Origin of the sequence: Vreelandella sp. 21 (assembly GCF_050995515.1) — a bacterium.
GTDB lineage: Bacteria > Pseudomonadota > Gammaproteobacteria > Pseudomonadales > Halomonadaceae > Vreelandella > Vreelandella alkaliphila.
On record NZ_CP194673.1, the window covers coordinates 1,049,113 to 1,067,037 of the forward strand.

Annotated in this window: 15 protein-coding genes; 9 read left to right on the forward strand and 6 right to left on the reverse strand. The window is 51.1% G+C overall.

Going from position 1 to position 17,925, the window contains the following annotated elements; genetic code table 11:
• Positions 1 to 99: 99 nt before the first annotated feature.
• The gene (locus ACN06F_RS04835) at positions 100 to 522 is read left to right on the forward strand and encodes an OsmC family protein (protein WP_038482328.1); all 423 of its coding nucleotides are present in this window, start codon (positions 100 to 102) and stop codon (positions 520 to 522) included.
• A gap of 212 nt (positions 523 to 734) precedes the next feature.
• Here ACN06F_RS04835 and ACN06F_RS04840 read toward each other — a convergent pair whose 3' ends face one another.
• Positions 735 to 1,208 (reverse strand): PRC-barrel domain-containing protein, encoded by a 474-nt coding sequence (locus ACN06F_RS04840; protein WP_433924770.1) that lies wholly within the window; start codon positions 1,206 to 1,208, stop codon positions 735 to 737.
• Positions 1,209 to 1,687: 479 nt separating this feature from the next.
• On the opposite strand from ACN06F_RS04840, the gene ACN06F_RS04845 reads away from it, so the two are divergent.
• Complete coding sequence (locus ACN06F_RS04845) at positions 1,688 to 2,653, forward strand: L,D-transpeptidase family protein (RefSeq protein WP_038482333.1); 966 nt, start codon at positions 1,688 to 1,690, stop codon at positions 2,651 to 2,653.
• Here the strand turns inward: ACN06F_RS04845 and ACN06F_RS04850 are convergent.
• The 4 genes from ACN06F_RS04850 to ACN06F_RS04865 are packed head-to-tail and all read right to left on the reverse strand — an operon-like array spanning position 2,646 to position 6,231.
• The gene (locus ACN06F_RS04850) at positions 2,646 to 3,314 is read right to left on the reverse strand and encodes a response regulator transcription factor (RefSeq protein WP_038482337.1); all 669 of its coding nucleotides are present in this window, start codon (positions 3,312 to 3,314) and stop codon (positions 2,646 to 2,648) included. The two genes, ACN06F_RS04845 and ACN06F_RS04850, sit on opposite strands and share 8 nt — an antisense overlap.
• Positions 3,315 to 3,346: 32 nt before the next feature.
• Entirely contained in the window at positions 3,347 to 4,879 is a 1,533-nt protein-coding gene (locus ACN06F_RS04855) for a PAS domain-containing sensor histidine kinase (RefSeq protein WP_433924771.1), read from the reverse strand.
• 6 nt (positions 4,880 to 4,885) lie between these two features.
• On the reverse strand, positions 4,886 to 5,575 hold the full coding sequence (locus ACN06F_RS04860; protein ID WP_433924772.1) for a 2OG-Fe(II) oxygenase: 690 nt from the start codon (positions 5,573 to 5,575) through the stop codon (positions 4,886 to 4,888).
• Positions 5,572 to 6,231 (reverse strand): CoA pyrophosphatase, encoded by a 660-nt coding sequence (locus ACN06F_RS04865; RefSeq protein ID WP_193068268.1) that lies wholly within the window; start codon positions 6,229 to 6,231, stop codon positions 5,572 to 5,574. The genes ACN06F_RS04860 and ACN06F_RS04865 overlap by 4 nt, the downstream gene beginning before the upstream one ends.
• A gap of 94 nt (positions 6,232 to 6,325) precedes the next feature.
• Between ACN06F_RS04865 and ACN06F_RS04870 the strand changes: the two genes are divergently transcribed.
• Complete coding sequence (locus ACN06F_RS04870) at positions 6,326 to 6,883, forward strand: NUDIX hydrolase (protein ID WP_095602445.1); 558 nt, start codon at positions 6,326 to 6,328, stop codon at positions 6,881 to 6,883.
• 60 nt (positions 6,884 to 6,943) lie between these two features.
• Here the strand turns inward: ACN06F_RS04870 and ACN06F_RS04875 are convergent, their stop codons facing one another.
• Positions 6,944 to 7,255: an NGG1p interacting factor 3 protein, NIF3 gene (locus tag ACN06F_RS04875; protein ID WP_038482352.1), complete on the reverse strand. Its 312-nt coding sequence runs from the start codon at positions 7,253 to 7,255 to the stop codon at positions 6,944 to 6,946.
• Positions 7,256 to 7,516: 261 nt separating this feature from the next.
• Between ACN06F_RS04875 and ACN06F_RS04880 the strand changes: the two genes are divergently transcribed.
• The 6 genes from ACN06F_RS04880 (at position 7,517) to ACN06F_RS04905 (ending at position 17,917) form a co-directional block, all read left to right on the forward strand.
• Positions 7,517 to 8,362, forward strand: a complete 846-nt coding sequence (locus ACN06F_RS04880; RefSeq protein ID WP_433925103.1) for a fructosamine kinase family protein — start codon at positions 7,517 to 7,519, stop codon at positions 8,360 to 8,362.
• A gap of 381 nt (positions 8,363 to 8,743) precedes the next feature.
• Positions 8,744 to 10,219 carry a TolC family outer membrane protein gene (locus ACN06F_RS04885; protein ID WP_433924773.1) on the forward strand — a complete coding sequence of 492 codons (1,476 nt, stop codon included), beginning with the start codon at positions 8,744 to 8,746 and terminating at the stop codon, positions 10,217 to 10,219.
• A 92-nt stretch (positions 10,220 to 10,311) separates the two neighbouring features.
• Entirely contained in the window at positions 10,312 to 11,580 is a 1,269-nt protein-coding gene (locus ACN06F_RS04890; protein ID WP_433924774.1) for an efflux RND transporter periplasmic adaptor subunit, read from the forward strand.
• The gene (locus ACN06F_RS04895) at positions 11,580 to 14,771 is read left to right on the forward strand and encodes an efflux RND transporter permease subunit (protein WP_433924775.1); all 3,192 of its coding nucleotides are present in this window, start codon (positions 11,580 to 11,582) and stop codon (positions 14,769 to 14,771) included. The genes ACN06F_RS04890 and ACN06F_RS04895 overlap by 1 nt, the downstream gene beginning before the upstream one ends.
• Before the next feature lie 205 nt (positions 14,772 to 14,976).
• Positions 14,977 to 16,995 (forward strand): oleate hydratase, encoded by a 2,019-nt coding sequence (locus ACN06F_RS04900; protein WP_433924776.1) that lies wholly within the window; start codon positions 14,977 to 14,979, stop codon positions 16,993 to 16,995.
• Positions 16,996 to 17,242: 247 nt separating this feature from the next.
• Positions 17,243 to 17,917 (forward strand): hypothetical protein, encoded by a 675-nt coding sequence (locus tag ACN06F_RS04905; protein WP_120387284.1) that lies wholly within the window; start codon positions 17,243 to 17,245, stop codon positions 17,915 to 17,917.
• Positions 17,918 to 17,925: the final 8 nt, after the last annotated feature.

Here is a 17,925-nt window from a genome sequence, read left to right on the forward strand (position 1 = left end):
CAGCGGCGATAGAATCAGCTACGCTGATTGAGTTGGCGGACGTAGTGTTTGCGTCCTTAAAACGAGTTTACGCTAACTATCAAAGGAAAGGAGAACGGAATGGATAGTAAAGCAAGCGCACGTTGGGAAGGTGGACTCAAAGATGGTCAAGGCAATGTGGCGACGGAAAGTGGAGCATTGGATGCTGGCTATTCGTTCAAACAGCGCTTTGAAGGAGCACCCGGCACCACACCGGAAGAGTTAATTGGCGCTGCCCATGCAAGCTGTTTCTCAATGGCGCTTTCCATGATTCTTGGAGAGAAAGGCTTTACCGCTGATGCTATTGATACCAATGCGCGTGTAACGCTTTCACAAAGTGCAGATGGTTTCGATATTTCCAGTATTCATTTGGACGTTGTAGCCAGCGTAAGCGGTGCCGATGACGCAGCCTTTCAAGAAGCTGCTGAAACAGCTAAAGCGAACTGCCCTGTTTCCAAAGTATTAAATGCTGACATTACTATGGACGCAACCTTAAAGGGGTGATTCGAACGCCAGATAACGCCGAAAAGCGCTGCAGACATGCAGCGCTTTTTTATTATCTCTTTTTCGGGGAAGCACAATAGCCGCTTCAAGCACTTATGAAAAAGCGCTTATGAAAAGGCACTTGTGAAGAGGGCTTTGCATCTAAGCAAGGCCCTATAGCAGTCGAGTTTAACAGGATTTATGTTTGCGAAAGCCGCTTGTTAAAACACGCGTTACTCGTCGTCATTTTCGCTGTTATTCATCTCAGTATCGCGTTCTGTATGAAGGTCATTGCCACGCTCATACTCTTCGGCACTTTCCAACGCTTCTTGAGAGGCGTTTACCGATATAATGTAATCTTCGCCATCTTCATCCTTGGTAAGTTCAAGCGAATCCCATTCGATAGCGACATCTTTTTCGCCCATACCAAGGAAACCACCAACGCCGACAACAACAGCATTAATTTGCCCATCCTCATCAATGATTAAATCATTGATGGTGCCGATGTCTTCATCGTTTTCAACGCTGCTTTTTACTTGATTGCCCGTCAGAGAGTCTGAGTGGAAAGTTCCTTGCGGCGCTTGGGTCAAGTAAGAAGCTTCCATGGGGGGCTGGTTGTCATTACTCGCGTGGGCAACGCCAGCAACACCAGCGATGGTAATAAAGGTAGGAATAACCAGCGTGCTGAGAAAAGTCGTTTTCATCATGTTGCTCCTTGCATTTTTATGAAGGGGTTAACAACTGTCTGTTAATCCCTAAGTAACGTAGTAGCGATAAACTGGTTGGCGTTTTTCGTGCTCCTTGCTAGCCAACGCTACCCAGTAGGTTCCTTTTGATGGGTGGCGCTACTGTTCCTGTTGGTGATGAGTGAAGCCCGACACGTTGCTGTGCACAGGCACTTCTAAAGGTAGGTGCTATGAGCTGTATTGCAACGCTAATGAAGAACTCTTAACTAAGATCAATTCAAATGCACATCAGCGTTAAACCAGGACGTGTTAGATTTATTAATAAACGTTAAAATCACTCTCAATGAGACGTCTCACCCACGTTGGCCGTTGAGATTGCTGCGACAGTTTATCGAATTGACCCATTCAGACCGCTTGTTCATATTCGTACGCAAATTGTCCCCACTGCAGCCTGCTCAACAGCAGGTAGCGCCTTGGGACCATATAATAAAGGAGACCCCATGACAGTTGCCGCGCGGTATCAAACGCTTCGACAGGTTAAAAAATTGTGGGCTAGCAGCGTAGCTCTGGGAGCTTGGTTGTTTGCATCCAGTGCCGTTGCTAGTGAAAGTGAATTACCCAAAGGCCACTTTTTGCTCCCTGATGAAGGTAATATGGTGGGCGAGGTGTATACCGTTACGGCGAAAAAAGAGGATACCCTGCTCGACATTGCCCGTGAGCATAATGTGGGTTACGAAGAGATTCGTATGGCCAATCCAGATACCAGTATTTGGATACCTGGCGAAGGTACTGAGGTGAAAATACCCGGCCAATATATTCTGCCAGATGAGCCGCGCACTGGCATTGTGATTAATGTTGCTGAGCTTAGACTCTATTATTATCCAGAGGTGGAAGAGGGCAAGGCGCCGCGAGTAGAGACGTATCCTATTGGCATTGGTCGCGATGCGTACAATACGCCGCTGGGCATTACTAAGACCACTATGCGTCTTGAGAACCCTGCATGGTATCCACCTGAGTCTATTCGCCAAGAAGCTGCTGAGCGCGGTGATCCTGCGCCCGCGGTTGTTCCACCAGGTGAAGATAATCCGTTAGGGCAATACGCTATTTTGCTGGATATCCCAGGCTACTTAATTCATGGCACTAATCAGCCAGACGGTATTGGCATGCGTGCTAGCCGGGGCTGTATTCGGATGCACCCAGAAGACATTGAGTCTGTATTCTGGCGTGTTCCAGTAGGTACGCAGGTAAACATTATCGACAGCCCCGTTAAGGTGGGCTGGGAAAGTAACGGAAATGCCTATGTTCAAGCTTTTACGCCCACGGATGAACAGAGTTTTGGTATGGAAACGCTGTTAGAAGTGGTCAGCCTAATTGAGGCTCATGAAGGTAATGAGCACGGCATTGATTACGAGCAGGTGCGTAATGTGCTGGAAAAAGCCAATGGCCAGGTTGTTCCACTTAGCTAGGCCGTTCGCTATGAACATGGGGGGCGCTGAGCGAGGAAACGAGCTCCAGCGCCACCGCTTGTCGCACCAGCTCTGCCAAATTTGCAGCGTGCATGGCCTTCATGGCTCTTAACCGATAGACCTCGACGGTTTTACCGCTAATCTCCATGTGCTCGGCAATTTCACGACTGGTCATTCCTTCTGCTACATGAATCACAATGCGCTGCTCTTTCGGGCGTAGCGATTGGTAACGTGTTCGCAGCATTGCCAACTGCTGCTTAGCGCGTTGCTGTTGATGAGCATCGCCCAACGCCTGTTGCACGCTGTCAATCAACTGCTGGTGATTAAATGGCTTTTCAATAAAATCAAATGCGCCGTTCTTTAGTGCAGCCACTGCCATGGGGACATCACCATGCCCTGTCATCATAATGACCGGCAGGGTATTGCCTTGATCAACCAACTGCTGCTGCACTTGCAGTCCACTCATTCCTGGCATGCGAACATCAAGCAGCAGCGCGCCCAACTTATCGTGCTGACTCGCTAAGAATTGCTCGCCGTCATGAAACGCTTGAGCGGTTAATCCGACGGATTCAAGCAGCCAAACCAGCGATTCACGCAATGCTTGATCATCATCAACAACCGCGATAGTGGCGGTAGACTGTCGTTCAACACTGCTGGTCATTACTGGCCCCTGTTAATGCACTGATTGCGCATTCATATTGTTTCTGTGCGAAGTGTGATGTCAAAGCATGCGCCTTTCGCGCTTTGTTGGGGGCGAAGAGTAAGCGCCCCACCCATGCTCTCGATTAGCGAACGGCTAATTGCCAAACCCATTCCCAACCCTTCATCGCGGGTGGTGAAAAAGGCATCAAAAATGGTGTCTTGATGGTCTAGCGCTACACCTGGACCAAGGTCTTCAACGCTAAGGGTCAGCTGTCGATTGCCGCTTTTATGCGCTGAAACGATGACCTGATCGGCACCAGGGGTATCACGGCTCGCGGTTAACGCGTTGAGCAATAGGTTAACGATTACTTGCTCAAGGGCAATAGGGTCCGCATAAATACGTGGCAACCCGTGGGGCAATTGTTGGGTAAGTTGAACTGAGGCCTGTTTATACTGCCAGTCGCACAGTTGAAAGGCGGCGGCAATGACGTGTTCAAGCACCAGGGGTCTGACACAGTGGCTGCGTTTACGCACAAAGCTGCGCATATGGCGGAGTCGTTCGGCAAGACGCTGTACTTGCTCATCAATGCGGGCCAGTGGCAGTCGTAGCTCACTGGCGGGTAAGTTGGGCGTGTGCGTTGTTTTCAAAAGGGCGCCACTGGTGTAGTTGGCGATTGCACCAAGGGGCTGATTGAGTTCATGGGCAATATTAGACGCAAGCTCTCCGGCGGCAGCTAACCGATTGGCATGGGCAATTTGTTCTTGGTGCCGACGTGCCTGGGCTTCGGCAGCTTTACGCACGCTAATATCGCGATTAATTAATGCAAAGTGCCCTGGTTCTGCCCCTCGGCTGCGGTGGGTAAGCACGACACTAAGCACGGGAACTAAGCCGTGCGTGCTGAGCATTTCCAGCTCGCCGCTCCAGGAACCATAGCGTTCAACGGCGGGGAATACCACCTGCTCCAATAGTGCCAACGAGTCACTAGGGTAAAGTGCTGACAGAGCAACTTGCATGGCATCTCGTGGGAGTGAAAAACAGCGCCTAGCCGCCTCGTTAGCACTAAAAATATGTTGATTAGGCCCTAAAAAAAGTACGTAGTCGGTAGTGGATTCGACCACCTGTGCTAAACGCTCTCTTGTGGCTTCGGCATGAACTCGGCGGCTCACATCCCGAGAGACGCATAAAATATCAATTAGCTCGCCTGTGGCATCATCTCGGCGGGTTCGGCTGGTGGTTTCAAACCAGATGTAGTGACCTGCTTTAGCCCGAAACCGATACGTTTGCTGATAAAAACCGTCGTGATAGTAGACCCGGGGTGATTTATTCAGCAGATCACTTAGATCGGCAGGATGAAACAGCTGATAGGCCGATACGCCAATCAGCTCTTCTGGTTCGTATCCTAGTAAGTCTCGCGCCGCCTGGGAAGCATATAAAAAAGTACCGTCGCGGGCATGGCGAGATATCAAGTCAGTGGTACTTTCTGCCAGCCACTGATAATGACGTTTCTCTTCTTCCAGCACCGCATTTTGCGCTTCTAGGGCTTTGATCCTGGCGACTAATCTGGCTTCGTTACTGGTGTCCATAGTGTTTCAGCGCGCCGGGTCGAGCACGCCACCCAGTGAGGCGTTGCGCCTAAACCAGCCAGCGATGCTGGCACGCGGGTGCTGGGTTGGCAGCACCTCGTGGGGAATGGTTTCGGATAAAAAACAGGCGAACGTACCTGCCTCAGGCACTACGCGGGCGACTTCCAGAGAAGGGGTGTCGGGGTGATAAATGACCATTTCTCCACCGCCATCTAAGGGCCACTGAGGGTTTAAGTAACCGACGGTTGAAATAACCCGGTTAGCTCTCCCGCGAAAACTGTCTAAGTGGCGTTGATAAAACGCGCCGGGCGGGTAGTGGGCAAAGTGGGCCTCATACTCAAACAACCCCAGGAAAAGCGCTTGATTGAGGGATAGCTGGAGTTCTGCCATGGCGTCAAGGTAGCGGCGCTGGGCTACGCTTTCTCTATCCAACCAGTGAATGGCATCGCCACGAATATCTTTGCGAAGGTGATGTTCTTTGCCGCGGCCAATGCCAGCCTCATCAAGCACATCGTGTTCGGCCATATGGTTCAGCTCTCGGTGCAGCGCTTGGCAAAGATCAAGGTCTATCACGTTGTTACCCACGTACCAGCCTTGCTCAACGAGCGCATCGACCATTGCAATATGGGCGATAGGGTTGATCGCTGGGGGGCTATTGCTACTGGGTAAAGAGTTTGGCGCTGCAGAGGCAATCATTTCATGGTTCTCTTAGTCGGCATGCGAGCTGCTTTTGGTAGGCGACTGCTTCTCTCAGGGTAGTGACGTAACGCCCCTGGTGGGCGCTGGTAAAGGTCAATTGGCATGCCAAACCCTTCCGCCAGTAGTTCTACCAGCATCATGGCAGAAAGCCCCCAAATCACGTGGCCGTCGACATGGTAGCTAGGTACGTAGTGAGCAACGCCATCTACCGTTATTACATCGGTGTGGGTGCGCTTGTCGTCTAGAAAATGGCTGAGTGGCACTTCAAAAATGGTGTCTAATTCTGAGGGGTCTGCTACCAATGGTAAATCTGGCGGAATAATGCCGACCCAGGGCGTAACTCGGATGCCATGTAGTGAAATAACGTCTGATAACCTTCCCAAGGGTTGTACAAAGGAAGGCGCTAGCGCAATCTCTTCTTGTGCCTCGCGAAGAGCCGTCGCATAGAGGTCGGCATCACAGGCCTCGCGTTTGCCACCAGGAAATGCCACTTGGCCACTGTGAGTGCTGAGATGGCTTGCTCGCCGTGTAAACAGCAGCGTGGGCGATGGACGCTCAACAATAGGCATGAGCACGGCAGCCTCAGGCATTACAACGTGGTCTAGCCGTTGGGGGGAGTGCTGTTGCAGTTGTTTGCGCAGTTTCTCTAACATAGGGCTTCCATTTACTTTGTTCTCTTTTACCCAGCAGCGGTTATTGACGTCAAGTACGTTGAAGCCTTGCCCCATCAGCCATAGAGAAAACGCGATGAATTTTTGTAGTCAGTGTGGTGAAAAAGTCCGTTTTGCTGTTCCTGAAGGCGATGACCGTTCGCGCTATTTATGCGATGCCTGTGGCACTATTCATTACCATAACCCGCGTATTGTGGCGGGGACGCTGCCGGTGATTGACGATAAAATATTGCTGTGTAAACGGGCGATTTCTCCGCGTAAAGGGTATTGGACACTCCCCGCGGGCTATATGGAAAACGCCGAAACCACTCAGCAGGCCGCCGCACGCGAGACCTGGGAGGAGGCCGTTGCAGAGGTCAAACTGGAGGGGTTATACACGCTCATTGATCTGCCTCATATCAATCAAGTGTATATGATTTTCCGTGCAGAGCTTCTCGGTGGCTTTAGCGCAGGCCCCGAAAGCTTGGAAGTAGCGCTGTTCGAAGAGCATGAAATTCCTTGGGATGAGCTTGCTTTTCCAACGATTGAGCGCACGTTAAAGCACTTCTATGAAGACCGTAAAAATGCGCACTACCCGCTGCACATCAGCTCGATTACCCCTGAAGATAGGGAGCGATATTTTGGCAGTGCCTAAGCTTTATTGCTGTTTAGGCGTTGCTAGCAACATCATCTATTAAAGCCTTGTATTACTGAATTACAGCTCGGCCAATTGCCAAACATCATAGGCCACCTCTTCATAGGGGTGGGCTAACTTCAATGCCGCAATCGCTGCCCGTATATACTCATCGCGGCAAACAAGTTCAACCTTCACTTCTTCGACAGTTTCAAGTGACCCTACGTGTCCAATATGGGGGTGTGCGCCCTCTAGCGGGCGGAACTGGCCGGTACCGTGGGTTTGAAAACAGCAGGCCTCATAATCACCAAGTCGGCCAGCTCCTGTCTCAAAGACCGCTTCTTTAACACTCTCGGCATCTTCAACGGGAACAAAAAAAGCAAGCTTGTACATAGTCACCAGTATCCTAATTAATAAACGATTGCGTAAGAGCCCTAGTGGAGGCGTTGTAAGGCAATATTTCAAATTATAGGGCAAGTGAGTGTGTCGATGGATAAACTTGCGGTGATGCGAATGGTTGGGCCAGCATACCGCTGGGGACTTGCGACCATTAATCTAGCCTATTTGATCTATAACCAAGCGCTGCTAGATTTCGATGTGGACTTGGCCTCAATGAGAGGAGCAAGAGTACATGCACCTTGCGCGGAGGAAGTCATGGATGCCACTTTGCGCGATTTACTAGATACGCTGGGATTAATCCCCACTGATAAGCTTCAGCCACTCAGTGGTGGTGACATAGCCGCTGTTTACGCCTTAACTACCCGCCAAGGGCAAGTCGTTATCAAACACGACGATTCCGCGCGATTGCTTGGTGAAGCAGAAGGGCTCCGCGCGCTCAAGGGGGCGGGCACTTCATTAGTGATACCTGAGGTGCTGGGAGAGACGATGGGGTGGCTGGTGATAGAGTCACTCGATACCCAACCCGCAAATACCCAAAGTAGCGTCGCTTTAGGCGAAGGGCTGCGTGAGTTGCATGGTGTGATAGGTGATGCCCATGGCTGGCATCAGGACAATGCGTGTGGGCGTACGCCCCAACCCAACTCCCCACTGGCAGATGGTCGTGCGTTTCAGCGCGAACGGCGTCTACTGCCTCTTACTCAAGCTTGTTATCAGCAGGGCCTACTGAATGGCGCGTTGTGCCGCCGTGTTGAACACCAAGCAGAGAAACTAGAAACATGGCTGCCAGATTCGCCTGCCAGCCTTATTCACGGTGACCTATGGTCGGGTAATGTGCTGACGACCACTAGAGGGCCAGCACTGATTGATCCTGCTGTTTATCGCCATTATCCCGACGTTGATTTGGCTATGCTGACCCTGTTTGGGTCGCCTGGTGCACCTTTTTTTGATGCTTACTGGAACGGCGATAAGCCAACCGACTGGCCAAGACGCGAAGCGCTGTTTCAGCTTTATCCATTGCTTAACCATCTACTGTTATTTGGTTCAGAGTATCGCAGTGCCGTTGAACGCTGTGTAGCAGTGTTGGAAGCTGTTGAGAGTTAATGGGTCAGCGTTTGACGGAGCAATAGTGGTGATGGTGCTGTTTTTCTCGCTTTATTAGCTATCTGTTTGGATTGCCAATTACTCTCGCATGTTGTTGAGAGACTCAAACGCTCACTTGAGTTAGCGTGTTATTTACATTAGCTGTAACACAGTTCACTTAATATTCGAGTGAGCAAAAGGAGTGCTAAAAAGCTGCAAGCTCATGGGGCTTTGGACTAAGGTAATAAAGAGTCTTGTGTTGTGCGGTTATCTATACGTGACGCTGTTCATATATTTAGGCTAAGTTCAAGCCTAGCATACATACATGAATGTAACTATAATGCCACCTTTCAGAATGGCTATCATTATCGCCACCCTACGTTGACACCTAGAGGCAATCCCATGCGACTGGCACACTGGGCAGTCAATGCCCCTTTTCGTCCCCTGCTATTAGCAGTGCTGACATCTTCTTTCATCCTGCCTGCTCAAGCGGCAGATTTAGTCAATATCACCCGCGATGCGCTTAACAATAACGCTGCCTTGGCCTCAGCACGCGCTGAGTTTTCAAGTGTTGAAGCGGCAAGCGATGTGGCAAGTGGTGCTCTGTTGCCTCAGGTAAATGCCTCTGGCAATGTCATTCATAACCAGAAGTACGAAAGCCAGTCCTCATCAAGAGGGGAGCAGAGTGCTGGTGCTGCTTCTAATGTAGATGGTGGGGGTGTTGGCGATGATCGTTATAATACGGCGTCGTTAAAGCTTGAAGCGACCCAGGCACTATTTAATGCCGTCACGCGTGAGGAAGTGAATCAGGCTGAGCGTCAGATTGATCAACAAGTGTACCTATTGGCCGCTACTGAACAGCAATTGTTGATTGATGTTGCTACCGCTTATTTTGATATTTTACGTGCCCATGAAGTGCTCGAAGCGCGCTTAGCTCAAGAGCGTGCGATTGGCCGCCAGTTAGAACAGGCCCAGGAACAGTTTGAAGTTGGCCTCATTGCCATCACTGAAGTAGAGGAAGCGCGGGCGAGTTTTGATCAATCCCGCGCTGACCGCATTGCTGGAGAAAGCAATCTTCAGGTGGCATTTGAGGTACTTGAACAACTAACTGGGCAACGTTATGCCAATATCGATGCACTTGGCGACAGCATGCCTATCGCCCTGCCGAGCCCCACGGATCGTAACTATTGGGTAGAGCAAGCAATAGAGCGTAATCCGCAGGTATTAGCGCAGCAGGCGGGTATTGAGCTTTCTCGCGTGGGCGTCGAGCTAGCGCGTGCCGGACGTATGCCGACGGTTCAAGCATTTGCTAACTACCAGTACTCGGACAGCGATAGTGATTTGGTGAGTGGCTACAACACATCAAGCCAAGTGGGTGTCTCAGCGAACTTGCCTATTTATACCGGTGGCAGCACCAGTGCTCGTATTCGCCAAGGTACCTTCCAGTTAGAAAGTAGCCAATACGATTTCGAGTCCCAGCGCCGTACTACTATCCAGCAAGTGCGTTCACTCTATACCCAGGTCAGCAACAACGTCGATACCGTTGAGGCTCGTCAGCAGGCAATCGTCTCTAACCGCAGTGCTTTGGAAGCTACGCGCGCCGGTTATGAAGTAGGCACGCGTAATATCGTGGACGTGTTGAACGCTGAGCAAAACCTTTACAGCGCCATCGCTAGCTATGCTGAAGCGCGTTATGACTATGTGGTGAATCTACTGTCACTGCGGCAGCAGGCTGGTTTGCTAGACGTTGCCGCGATTGAAGAAGTCAATGCGTGGCTAACGGGGGATGAGGTGAACTTTACGCTGCCCGAAAGCGGCGACCCCGACGCCTACCAGCGGGCTATGGATATTGGCGCTCCACCCACGCCGGGCGCATAAGCTAGCGAGTTGTTAGTTTTCTAACATATTAAACAAAACACGCGCTGTGCTGCTATCCGTCAATGTTGAAAAGATTAATGGGAAACCGACGTATGAAGAAGACGATTCACTCAGGTCGAGCGAGTCTAGTGACGCTGATAGCCGCATTGGCGCTAGCCGCATGTGGCCAGGAGCAGCCTCAGCAACAGCAGGCTGGGCAGCAGGAAGCTCCGCCCCATGCGGTAGAAGTAGCTGAAATAGCCCGCCAGGATATTCCTCTGGATAAATCCTACCCATCACTGCTACGAAGCGACAGCGAAGTTACGCTTGTGGCAAGGGTAAACGGGTTTCTTGAAGAGCGCCATTTTGAGCCAGGTCAACTGGTAGAGCAGGGCGATCGCCTCTACACCATCGAGCCAGATCTCTACCAAGCAACGGTCAATCAGCGTGAGGCTGACTTGCAAAGTGCGCGCGCTGAACTGGCCCGAGCCCAGCGCGATGCGCAGCGTTTTGAGCAGTTGTTAAGCCAAAACTCGGTGAGTCGTCAGCAGTATGACCAAGCACTGGCTGACCAGCGTGTTGCCCAAGCTAATGTTGCCCAAGCAGACGCTGCGTTATCCAGCGCTAACCTTGATTTAGGCTATTCAAACGTTACCGCACCTGTGTCTGGCATGATCAGCTTAAGCCAGATAAACGTTGGTAATTTGGTAACGCCAGGAACTGAGTTAGCCACTATTACGCCGCTTGATCCTCTTGAAGTTCGTTTTCAACTACCTCAGCGCGATGCCTTTGAGTTGCGTCGACAACTGGGTGAGAGCGGTAACGCATCAGACATTACCGCGCGCTTGAGCGTGCCAGGACAACATGGCGGCGACAGCACTGAGCTTGAAGGTCGTTTGGACTTCCTGGGTTCTCGTGTTGATACCGGCACTAGCACGGTTCAAGCGTCAGCAACGTTTGTGAATCCTGATGGTGCTGTGTTGCCTGGTCAGTTTGTACGGGTTCGTATTGAAGGCTTGAAGCGTTTTGATGTACTGGCCGTACCAGAAATTGCCGTTACTCAGGGGTTGATGGGGCCGCGAGTCTTTATTGTCGATGATGAAAATAAAGCGCGCGAGCGCACGGTTCAACTCGGTGAAGTGGCTGGTCCATGGCAAATCATTCATGATGGCCTTACTGCTGGCGAGCGTGTCATCGTAGGCGACCCCGCTGGTCTGGAGCCGGGAATGCTAATTGACCCCCTGCCATTTGAAGGTAACGCTGCCGACATCGTCGCTGAAGCTGAGCAGGAAGACGCCCAGCAAGAAACCGGGCAGGCAGAGGCAATGCAGGATGAGGCGGCTGACGCACAGCCCGCTGAAGGGGAAGAGGGCGCGCAATAATGAACTTTTCCAACTTCTTTATCAGCCGACCGATTTTCGCCACCGTTTTGGCGATTATCTTGACGCTGGTAGGTACGATGGCGATGCGAATACTGCCGATAGAGCAGTATCCCAGCGTTGTACCTCCCACTGTGTCAGTTCAGGCTCAGTTCCCCGGGGCAGATGCTGAGACGGTTGCGCAAACCGTCGCGGCACCGCTTGCTGAGGCCATCAATGGTGTTGAGGACATGCTATATATGACCTCAAACAGCGCTGATAACGGTCTTATGAGCCTGAGTGTTGCGTTTAACATTGGCACTGATGGAGATATCAACACCATCAATGTCAATAACCGAGTGCAGGGCGCGCTTTCGCAGTTACCTGAGGCGGTTCAGTCTCAAGGGGTGACGGTTGAGTTACGCTCTGACTCTATTCTGATGCTTGTTGCCTTGACGTCTCCTAGCGGTGACTACAACAAAATCTACATGCAAAACTACGCCACGCTTAATATCTTGGATGAGCTACGCCAAGTGCCCGGTGTAGGTAATGCCGAAGTGTTAGGCGGCGGTGAGTTTGCGATGCGGGTGTGGATGAACCCTGACAAGCTGGCTCAGTATGACCTCACGCCCAGTGAAGTGGCCAGTGCGATTCGCGCGCAGAATACCGAAATTCCCGCAGGTAACTTAGCGGCAACACCGCAAAGTGAACCGCGTGCTTATACCTATACGATTACTGCCGGTGGGCGTTTATCGGGAACCGATGATTTTCGCAATATCTTTCTGCGCACCAATCCGGACGGTTCCTCGCTTCGTTTAGAGGATGTGGCGCGTATTGAGCTGGGTGCTTCGTTTTATGGCGTGGATGCTCGTTTAAACGGCGCCACCATGACGCCCATTATTATTAACCAGCAGCCGGGTGCCAACGCACTGGAAACCGCTGAAGCAGTGCGTGCCACGATGGAAGAACTATCGGGACGTTTTCCGCCAGGGCTTGAGTATGTAACGCCTTACGACACCACGCTGTTTATTGATGCCTCGGTAGAAACCGTATTAAAAACCTTCGTCGAAGCGTTTCTGATCGTTATCGTGATTCTGTTCATCTTCTTGCAGAACTGGCGCTTCACGGTCATTGCCATGTCGGTCGTGCCGGTCTCGGTTATCGGCACCTTTGCTGGTTTTTACTTGTTTGGTTTCTCTATTAACCTGTTAACGCTGTTTGCCTTGGTGCTTTCGATAGGCATCGTGGTGGATGATGCGATTCTAGTGGTGGAGAACGTTGAGCGGGTATTGAGCGAAGAGGATGATATTACGGTTCGTGACGCCACTATCCGCGCGATGAAAGAGGTGGGTGGCCCGGTTATTGCCACATCGCTGATTATGGCTGCGGTGTTTGTACCCGTGGCGTTCCTGGGTGGTTTTACCGGCCAGATTTATCAGCAGTTTGCGATTACCGTGGCGATATCGGTGGCGCTATCGGCGCTGATGGCACTGACGTTCACCCCTGCGCTGTCTGCCATCTTCATTAAGCATAACCTGCACATAAGCAAACAGTCCGCGTTTAAGCGTGCAATTACCACACCGCTGCGTCTGTTTGACCGCCTCTTCGCTGGCTTTACCGCCGCTTATATGTGGTTTGTGAAAAAGCTGGTGCGTTTCTGGGTGTTAGCGCTTGCGCTGACTGTGGCGGTGGGGGCCGGTTCTTACTGGCTCTATGCAAATACGCCTTCCACTCTTGTGCCGGAAACTGACCAAGGTATCGTGCTGGTTAGCGTTTCATTGCCCGATGCTGCATCGCTTAGCCGAACTCAAGCCTATATGAATGAGCTTAGCTCACAGATAGAAGCCATTCCGGGCGTTGAGTACTCCTCTGCTGTCGCTGGATACGACATTTTGTCGAGTGCGGTCAATACTGCACGGGGCATTATGTTTATCAACATGAAAACCTGGGCAGAACGTGATTTAACGGCTAATGAGTTGGTTGGCCGTATTATGCAGTTGGGGGCGAGCATTGATGGTGGTTCGGCGATGGCGTTTAACGTACCGCCGATCATGGGGCTTTCAACAACGGGTGGTTTCACCGGTTATTTGCAATCTTTTGAAGGCGCGTCACCTCGCGAGCTGTATCAAGCGTCATTGCAAATTATGCAGGCGGCTAACCAGCACCCGGCATTAAGCCGCGTTTTTACAACGTTTAATGTCAATGTGCCTTCTTACCGTGCGGAAATAGATCAGCAAAAAGCGCTGAGCTATGGTGTCGCCCTTGAGAATATCAACTCGGCGCTAGCCAACACCTTCGGTAATGGTTTTGTTAACTTCTTTAGCTACCAAAACCGTAACTTCCAGGTCTATTTACAGAATGAAGATAAATTCCGTAAAACGCCCGATGATGTGAGCAGCGTTTATGTACGTGGTGGCAATGGTGAGCGCATTCCTCTTTCTGAGTTTGTAACGCTCGAACGCCAAACGGGTCCATCTGTTGTTTCTCGCTTCGGTGTTTATGCGGGGGCTCAGTTCCAGGGTAATCCAGCGCCAGGCTATAGCTCTACACAGGCTATCGAGGCGATGGAGGAAGTGGTTCAGGAAACATTGGGCCAAAACTGGGGAATGGGCTGGACGGGGACTGCCTACCAAGAGTCTAACCTTGGTAATACCGCTTTGCTCGCCATTGTGTTTGGTATTTTGATGGTGTTCTTGATACTGGCGGCACAGTATGAGAGTTGGTCGCTACCACTAGCGGTACTTACTGCCACGCCGTTTGCTTTCTTGGGCGGCGTGGGTGGTATTGCGTTGCGAGGCCTGGATACCAGTGTCTATGTCCAGATTGGGATGCTGGTGGTCGTTGGCTTGGCCGCTAAGAACGCGATCCTTATCGTTGAGTTTGCGGAGTTGCAGCGCAAAGAGCATGGTAAATCGATTCGTGAAGCAGCGATTACCGCCGCGGAGCTTCGTTTCCGTCCTATCGTTATGACCTCACTGGCCTTTATCTTCGGTACCTTGCCATTGGCACTGGCTTCTGGCGCGAGCGATGTGAGCAGCCACCACATAGGTACCACCGTTGCGGTCGGTATGGCGTCTGTTGCCGTGCTGGGAAGCCTGTTTATTCCAAGTTTCTACGCAATGATTGCCACGGTGTCTGATTGGCTCTATCGGAAACGCCACCCTGACCGGGATGGTAACAACGAGCAGGCAGCGCTAGGTCACGACCAAGCGTAACGCTGTTTAGCGACTTGCTAGCGGGCACCCTGTTTTCATGGTGCCCGTTTTTTTTGAATGCGTTATCTCTGTTATTGCCGATGCTTGTAATAAATGCTGCTGCTTAAGCGGCTTTCTGTGTTAATTATTTATGGTTTTAGGCGTTTAGTGAGTTTTTTAAACTACACTTAATTGATAGTGGCTACCCAGAAAAGGATATCTATCAATGAGTAAATCTAACGCCTCAACAACATCTGGTTCAACGCTGAAAACCCATATTGAAGCACTCGAGAGACAGCCTCTCGATATTGCGCCAGATGCTTCATCAAGACACTTACACAACGGTGTCGATACGTCATTCCCACCTGCCGATCTGCATGGAAGCTACACCAATCACCGTCCGCTTCCGACCGAGGGGATTGAGGGGCGCCGTGCCTGGATCGTTGGCGGCGGCATTGCAGGGTTGTCTGCTGCCTTCTTTCTGATTCGTGATGGCCACATGCCGGCTGGCAATATCACCTTCCTAGAGGAGCAGGGCATAGAAGGTGGCTCGCTGGATGGTGCTGGCAACGCGGAAGAAGGCTATATCGTGCGTGGAGGTCGTGAAATGGAGATGACCTACCAGAATTTCTGGGACGTCTTCTCGGAAATACCGGCTCTGGAGTTACCGCCACCATTTACGGTGCTAGATGAGTACCGCATCGTGAATGACGCCGACAAAAACTGGTCAAAAGCGCGTCTGTTGGAAAAGCAGGGCCAGATCAAAGACTTTTCCACCATGAATCTTACCAAACGCCAGCAGTTAGAGGTTGTTAAGCTACTGCTAGCACGCAAAGAGGATCTGGATGATGTCACAGTAGAGCAGTGGTTCAGTGAAGGATTTCTGGAAACCAATTTCTATACCTTCTGGCGCACTATGTTTGCCTTCCAGAACTGGCATTCAGCACTTGAAATGAAGCTGTACATGCATCGCTTTCTGCACTTGATGGATGGGCTTAACGACATGACGTCACTGGTGTTTCCAAAGTACAACCAGTACGACAGTTTTGTTCGACCGCTGATGAACTGGCTGCAAGATCAGGGCGTGAATATCCAGTACGGCACGGTTGTCGAGAACCTGGACATGGATATCCAGGACGGCTGCAGAACCGTCACCGCTCTTCAGTGCCGTGGTAGTGATGGCAACAAAACCATTGCTATCGACCCCCGCGACCTGGTGTTTGTTACTACGGGCTCGATGACCGAAGACACTGCTTATGGCGACGACGACACCATTCCACACCTGAAGGATCGGGTTCAGGCTGGCAAGGGATCAGGCTGGCAACTGTGGAAGAATCTCGCAGAAAAATCAGATATCTTCGGGAAGCCAGAAAAGTTCTGCGGGGACGTTCCACGCTCTACCTGGGAGTCAGTAACGCTTACCTGTAAACCTTCGCCTCTGATGGATAAACTTAAAGAACTGTCGGTTAATGATCCCTATTCAGGATTCACTGCTACAGGTGGGATTATCACCTTTACCGACTCCTCCTGGTTAATGAGCTTTACCTGTAATCGCCAACCGCATTTTCCCGACCAGCCCGATGATGTGATTGTGCTATGGACATACGCATTGTTGATGGACAAGCCCGGCGATTATGTCAAAAAGCCAATGCCTGAGTGTACTGGGAAAGAAGTGCTGACTGAGATGTGTTATCACCTTGGCCTGATTGATCAGCTCGACGCCATACTGGCTGCCACCAAAACACGTATCGCGCTAATGCCTTATATCACCGCTCAATTCATGCCAAGAGCCAAGGGAGATCGCCCCAGCGTTGTTCCTGAAGGCTGTACCAACCTAGCCTGCATGGGGCAGTTTGTAGAAACCCATAACGATGTCGTGTTCACACTGGAAAGCTCGGTAAGAACTGCCCGTATTGGTGTTTATAGCTTGCTTGGGCTCAAGAAGCAGGTGCCGGACATCTATCCTGGTCAATACGATGTGCGTCGCTTGCTGCGGGCAACTCGCACTCTGAACAGTGATGAAGCATTTCTGGGAGAAGGCGTTTTACGGCGTATTCTGGGGGGAACCTACTTCGAAAATATCCTGCCGCTTGGTCGGGAAGAAACCCCTGAGGATCTTCACCATCATGGGCTGTTTGAACATCAGCTTCAGGCTATTCGTGGTTTGATGGGCGAAAGCCATACCCTAGATGAAGTTAAAAGCCGGTTGCAAACGTTAAGGGATAAGCTGCGGGGGCGTCGCTGATTTAAGGTAATTTATCTTAGTTGATTAGTTGTCTCAGCTCGCTGCCTTTGTGCGGTGAGTTGAGGCAGTTTTCGTACAAAACGCAGGGCTTAGCTTTTGGTCGATAAGTGATGGCAGTCAAGGTAGCTAAACACATAAATGCGTAAGGTGGTCTACGCTAAAAGAGACCCTGTTTTTAGCTTGTGCTAATAAATATAACGTCAAGCGAAAACATCACCAGGCTTCGTCTGGAGGAGAACACGCCATGATGCAATCACTTGTTTCCGCCTTACTGCAATTTCCAACGATTGTCTTTACCTTCTTGTTGGCTTTGATAGCGCTCTACTGGCTGCTAGTGTTAATCAGGCTTGCACCGTTGGAGCTATTTGAGCGCGATAGCCTACGCGACGATCATATGGCCAGCACGCTGGTATCACTGGGCTTTGCAGGTGTGCCTGCTACGCTTGCATTAAGCCTCTTAGTACTTTTTGCGGGTGCTATTTCGCTGGCTATTGAGCTACTAGCTCTCCGCTGGTTATCGCTGGGTATGTTGAGGGTGCCTGTTGGCGTGCTTGTGCTGTGGGTCTCATTTGCAGTTGCGTCGCCAGTTGCGGCAGCGGTGTGCCATTCATTACAGCGTGCGCTTCATCGCTATCAGCCATTCAATCGCCGCTGTTTATTGGGCGCTACGGTCGTTGTCTCAGAACGTCAAAATGATGAATACGCATCTGCTCAGCTGGAAAACGAACCCAGCAGCGCCGTTAAATTGCATTGCAAAGCGGGAGACTGCCCGCAAGCTGGCGAGCGCCGGGTGCTTGTGAAATATCTTGCCAACGAAGGCGCGTACCGCAGTGTGCTTGAGCAACAATATCTCGATACGCGCGTTCGCGTGAATAAGCTGCGCTTGCACCGCAAGCACCATTCAAACGGCTATTCCACCTAGCGAGTGTT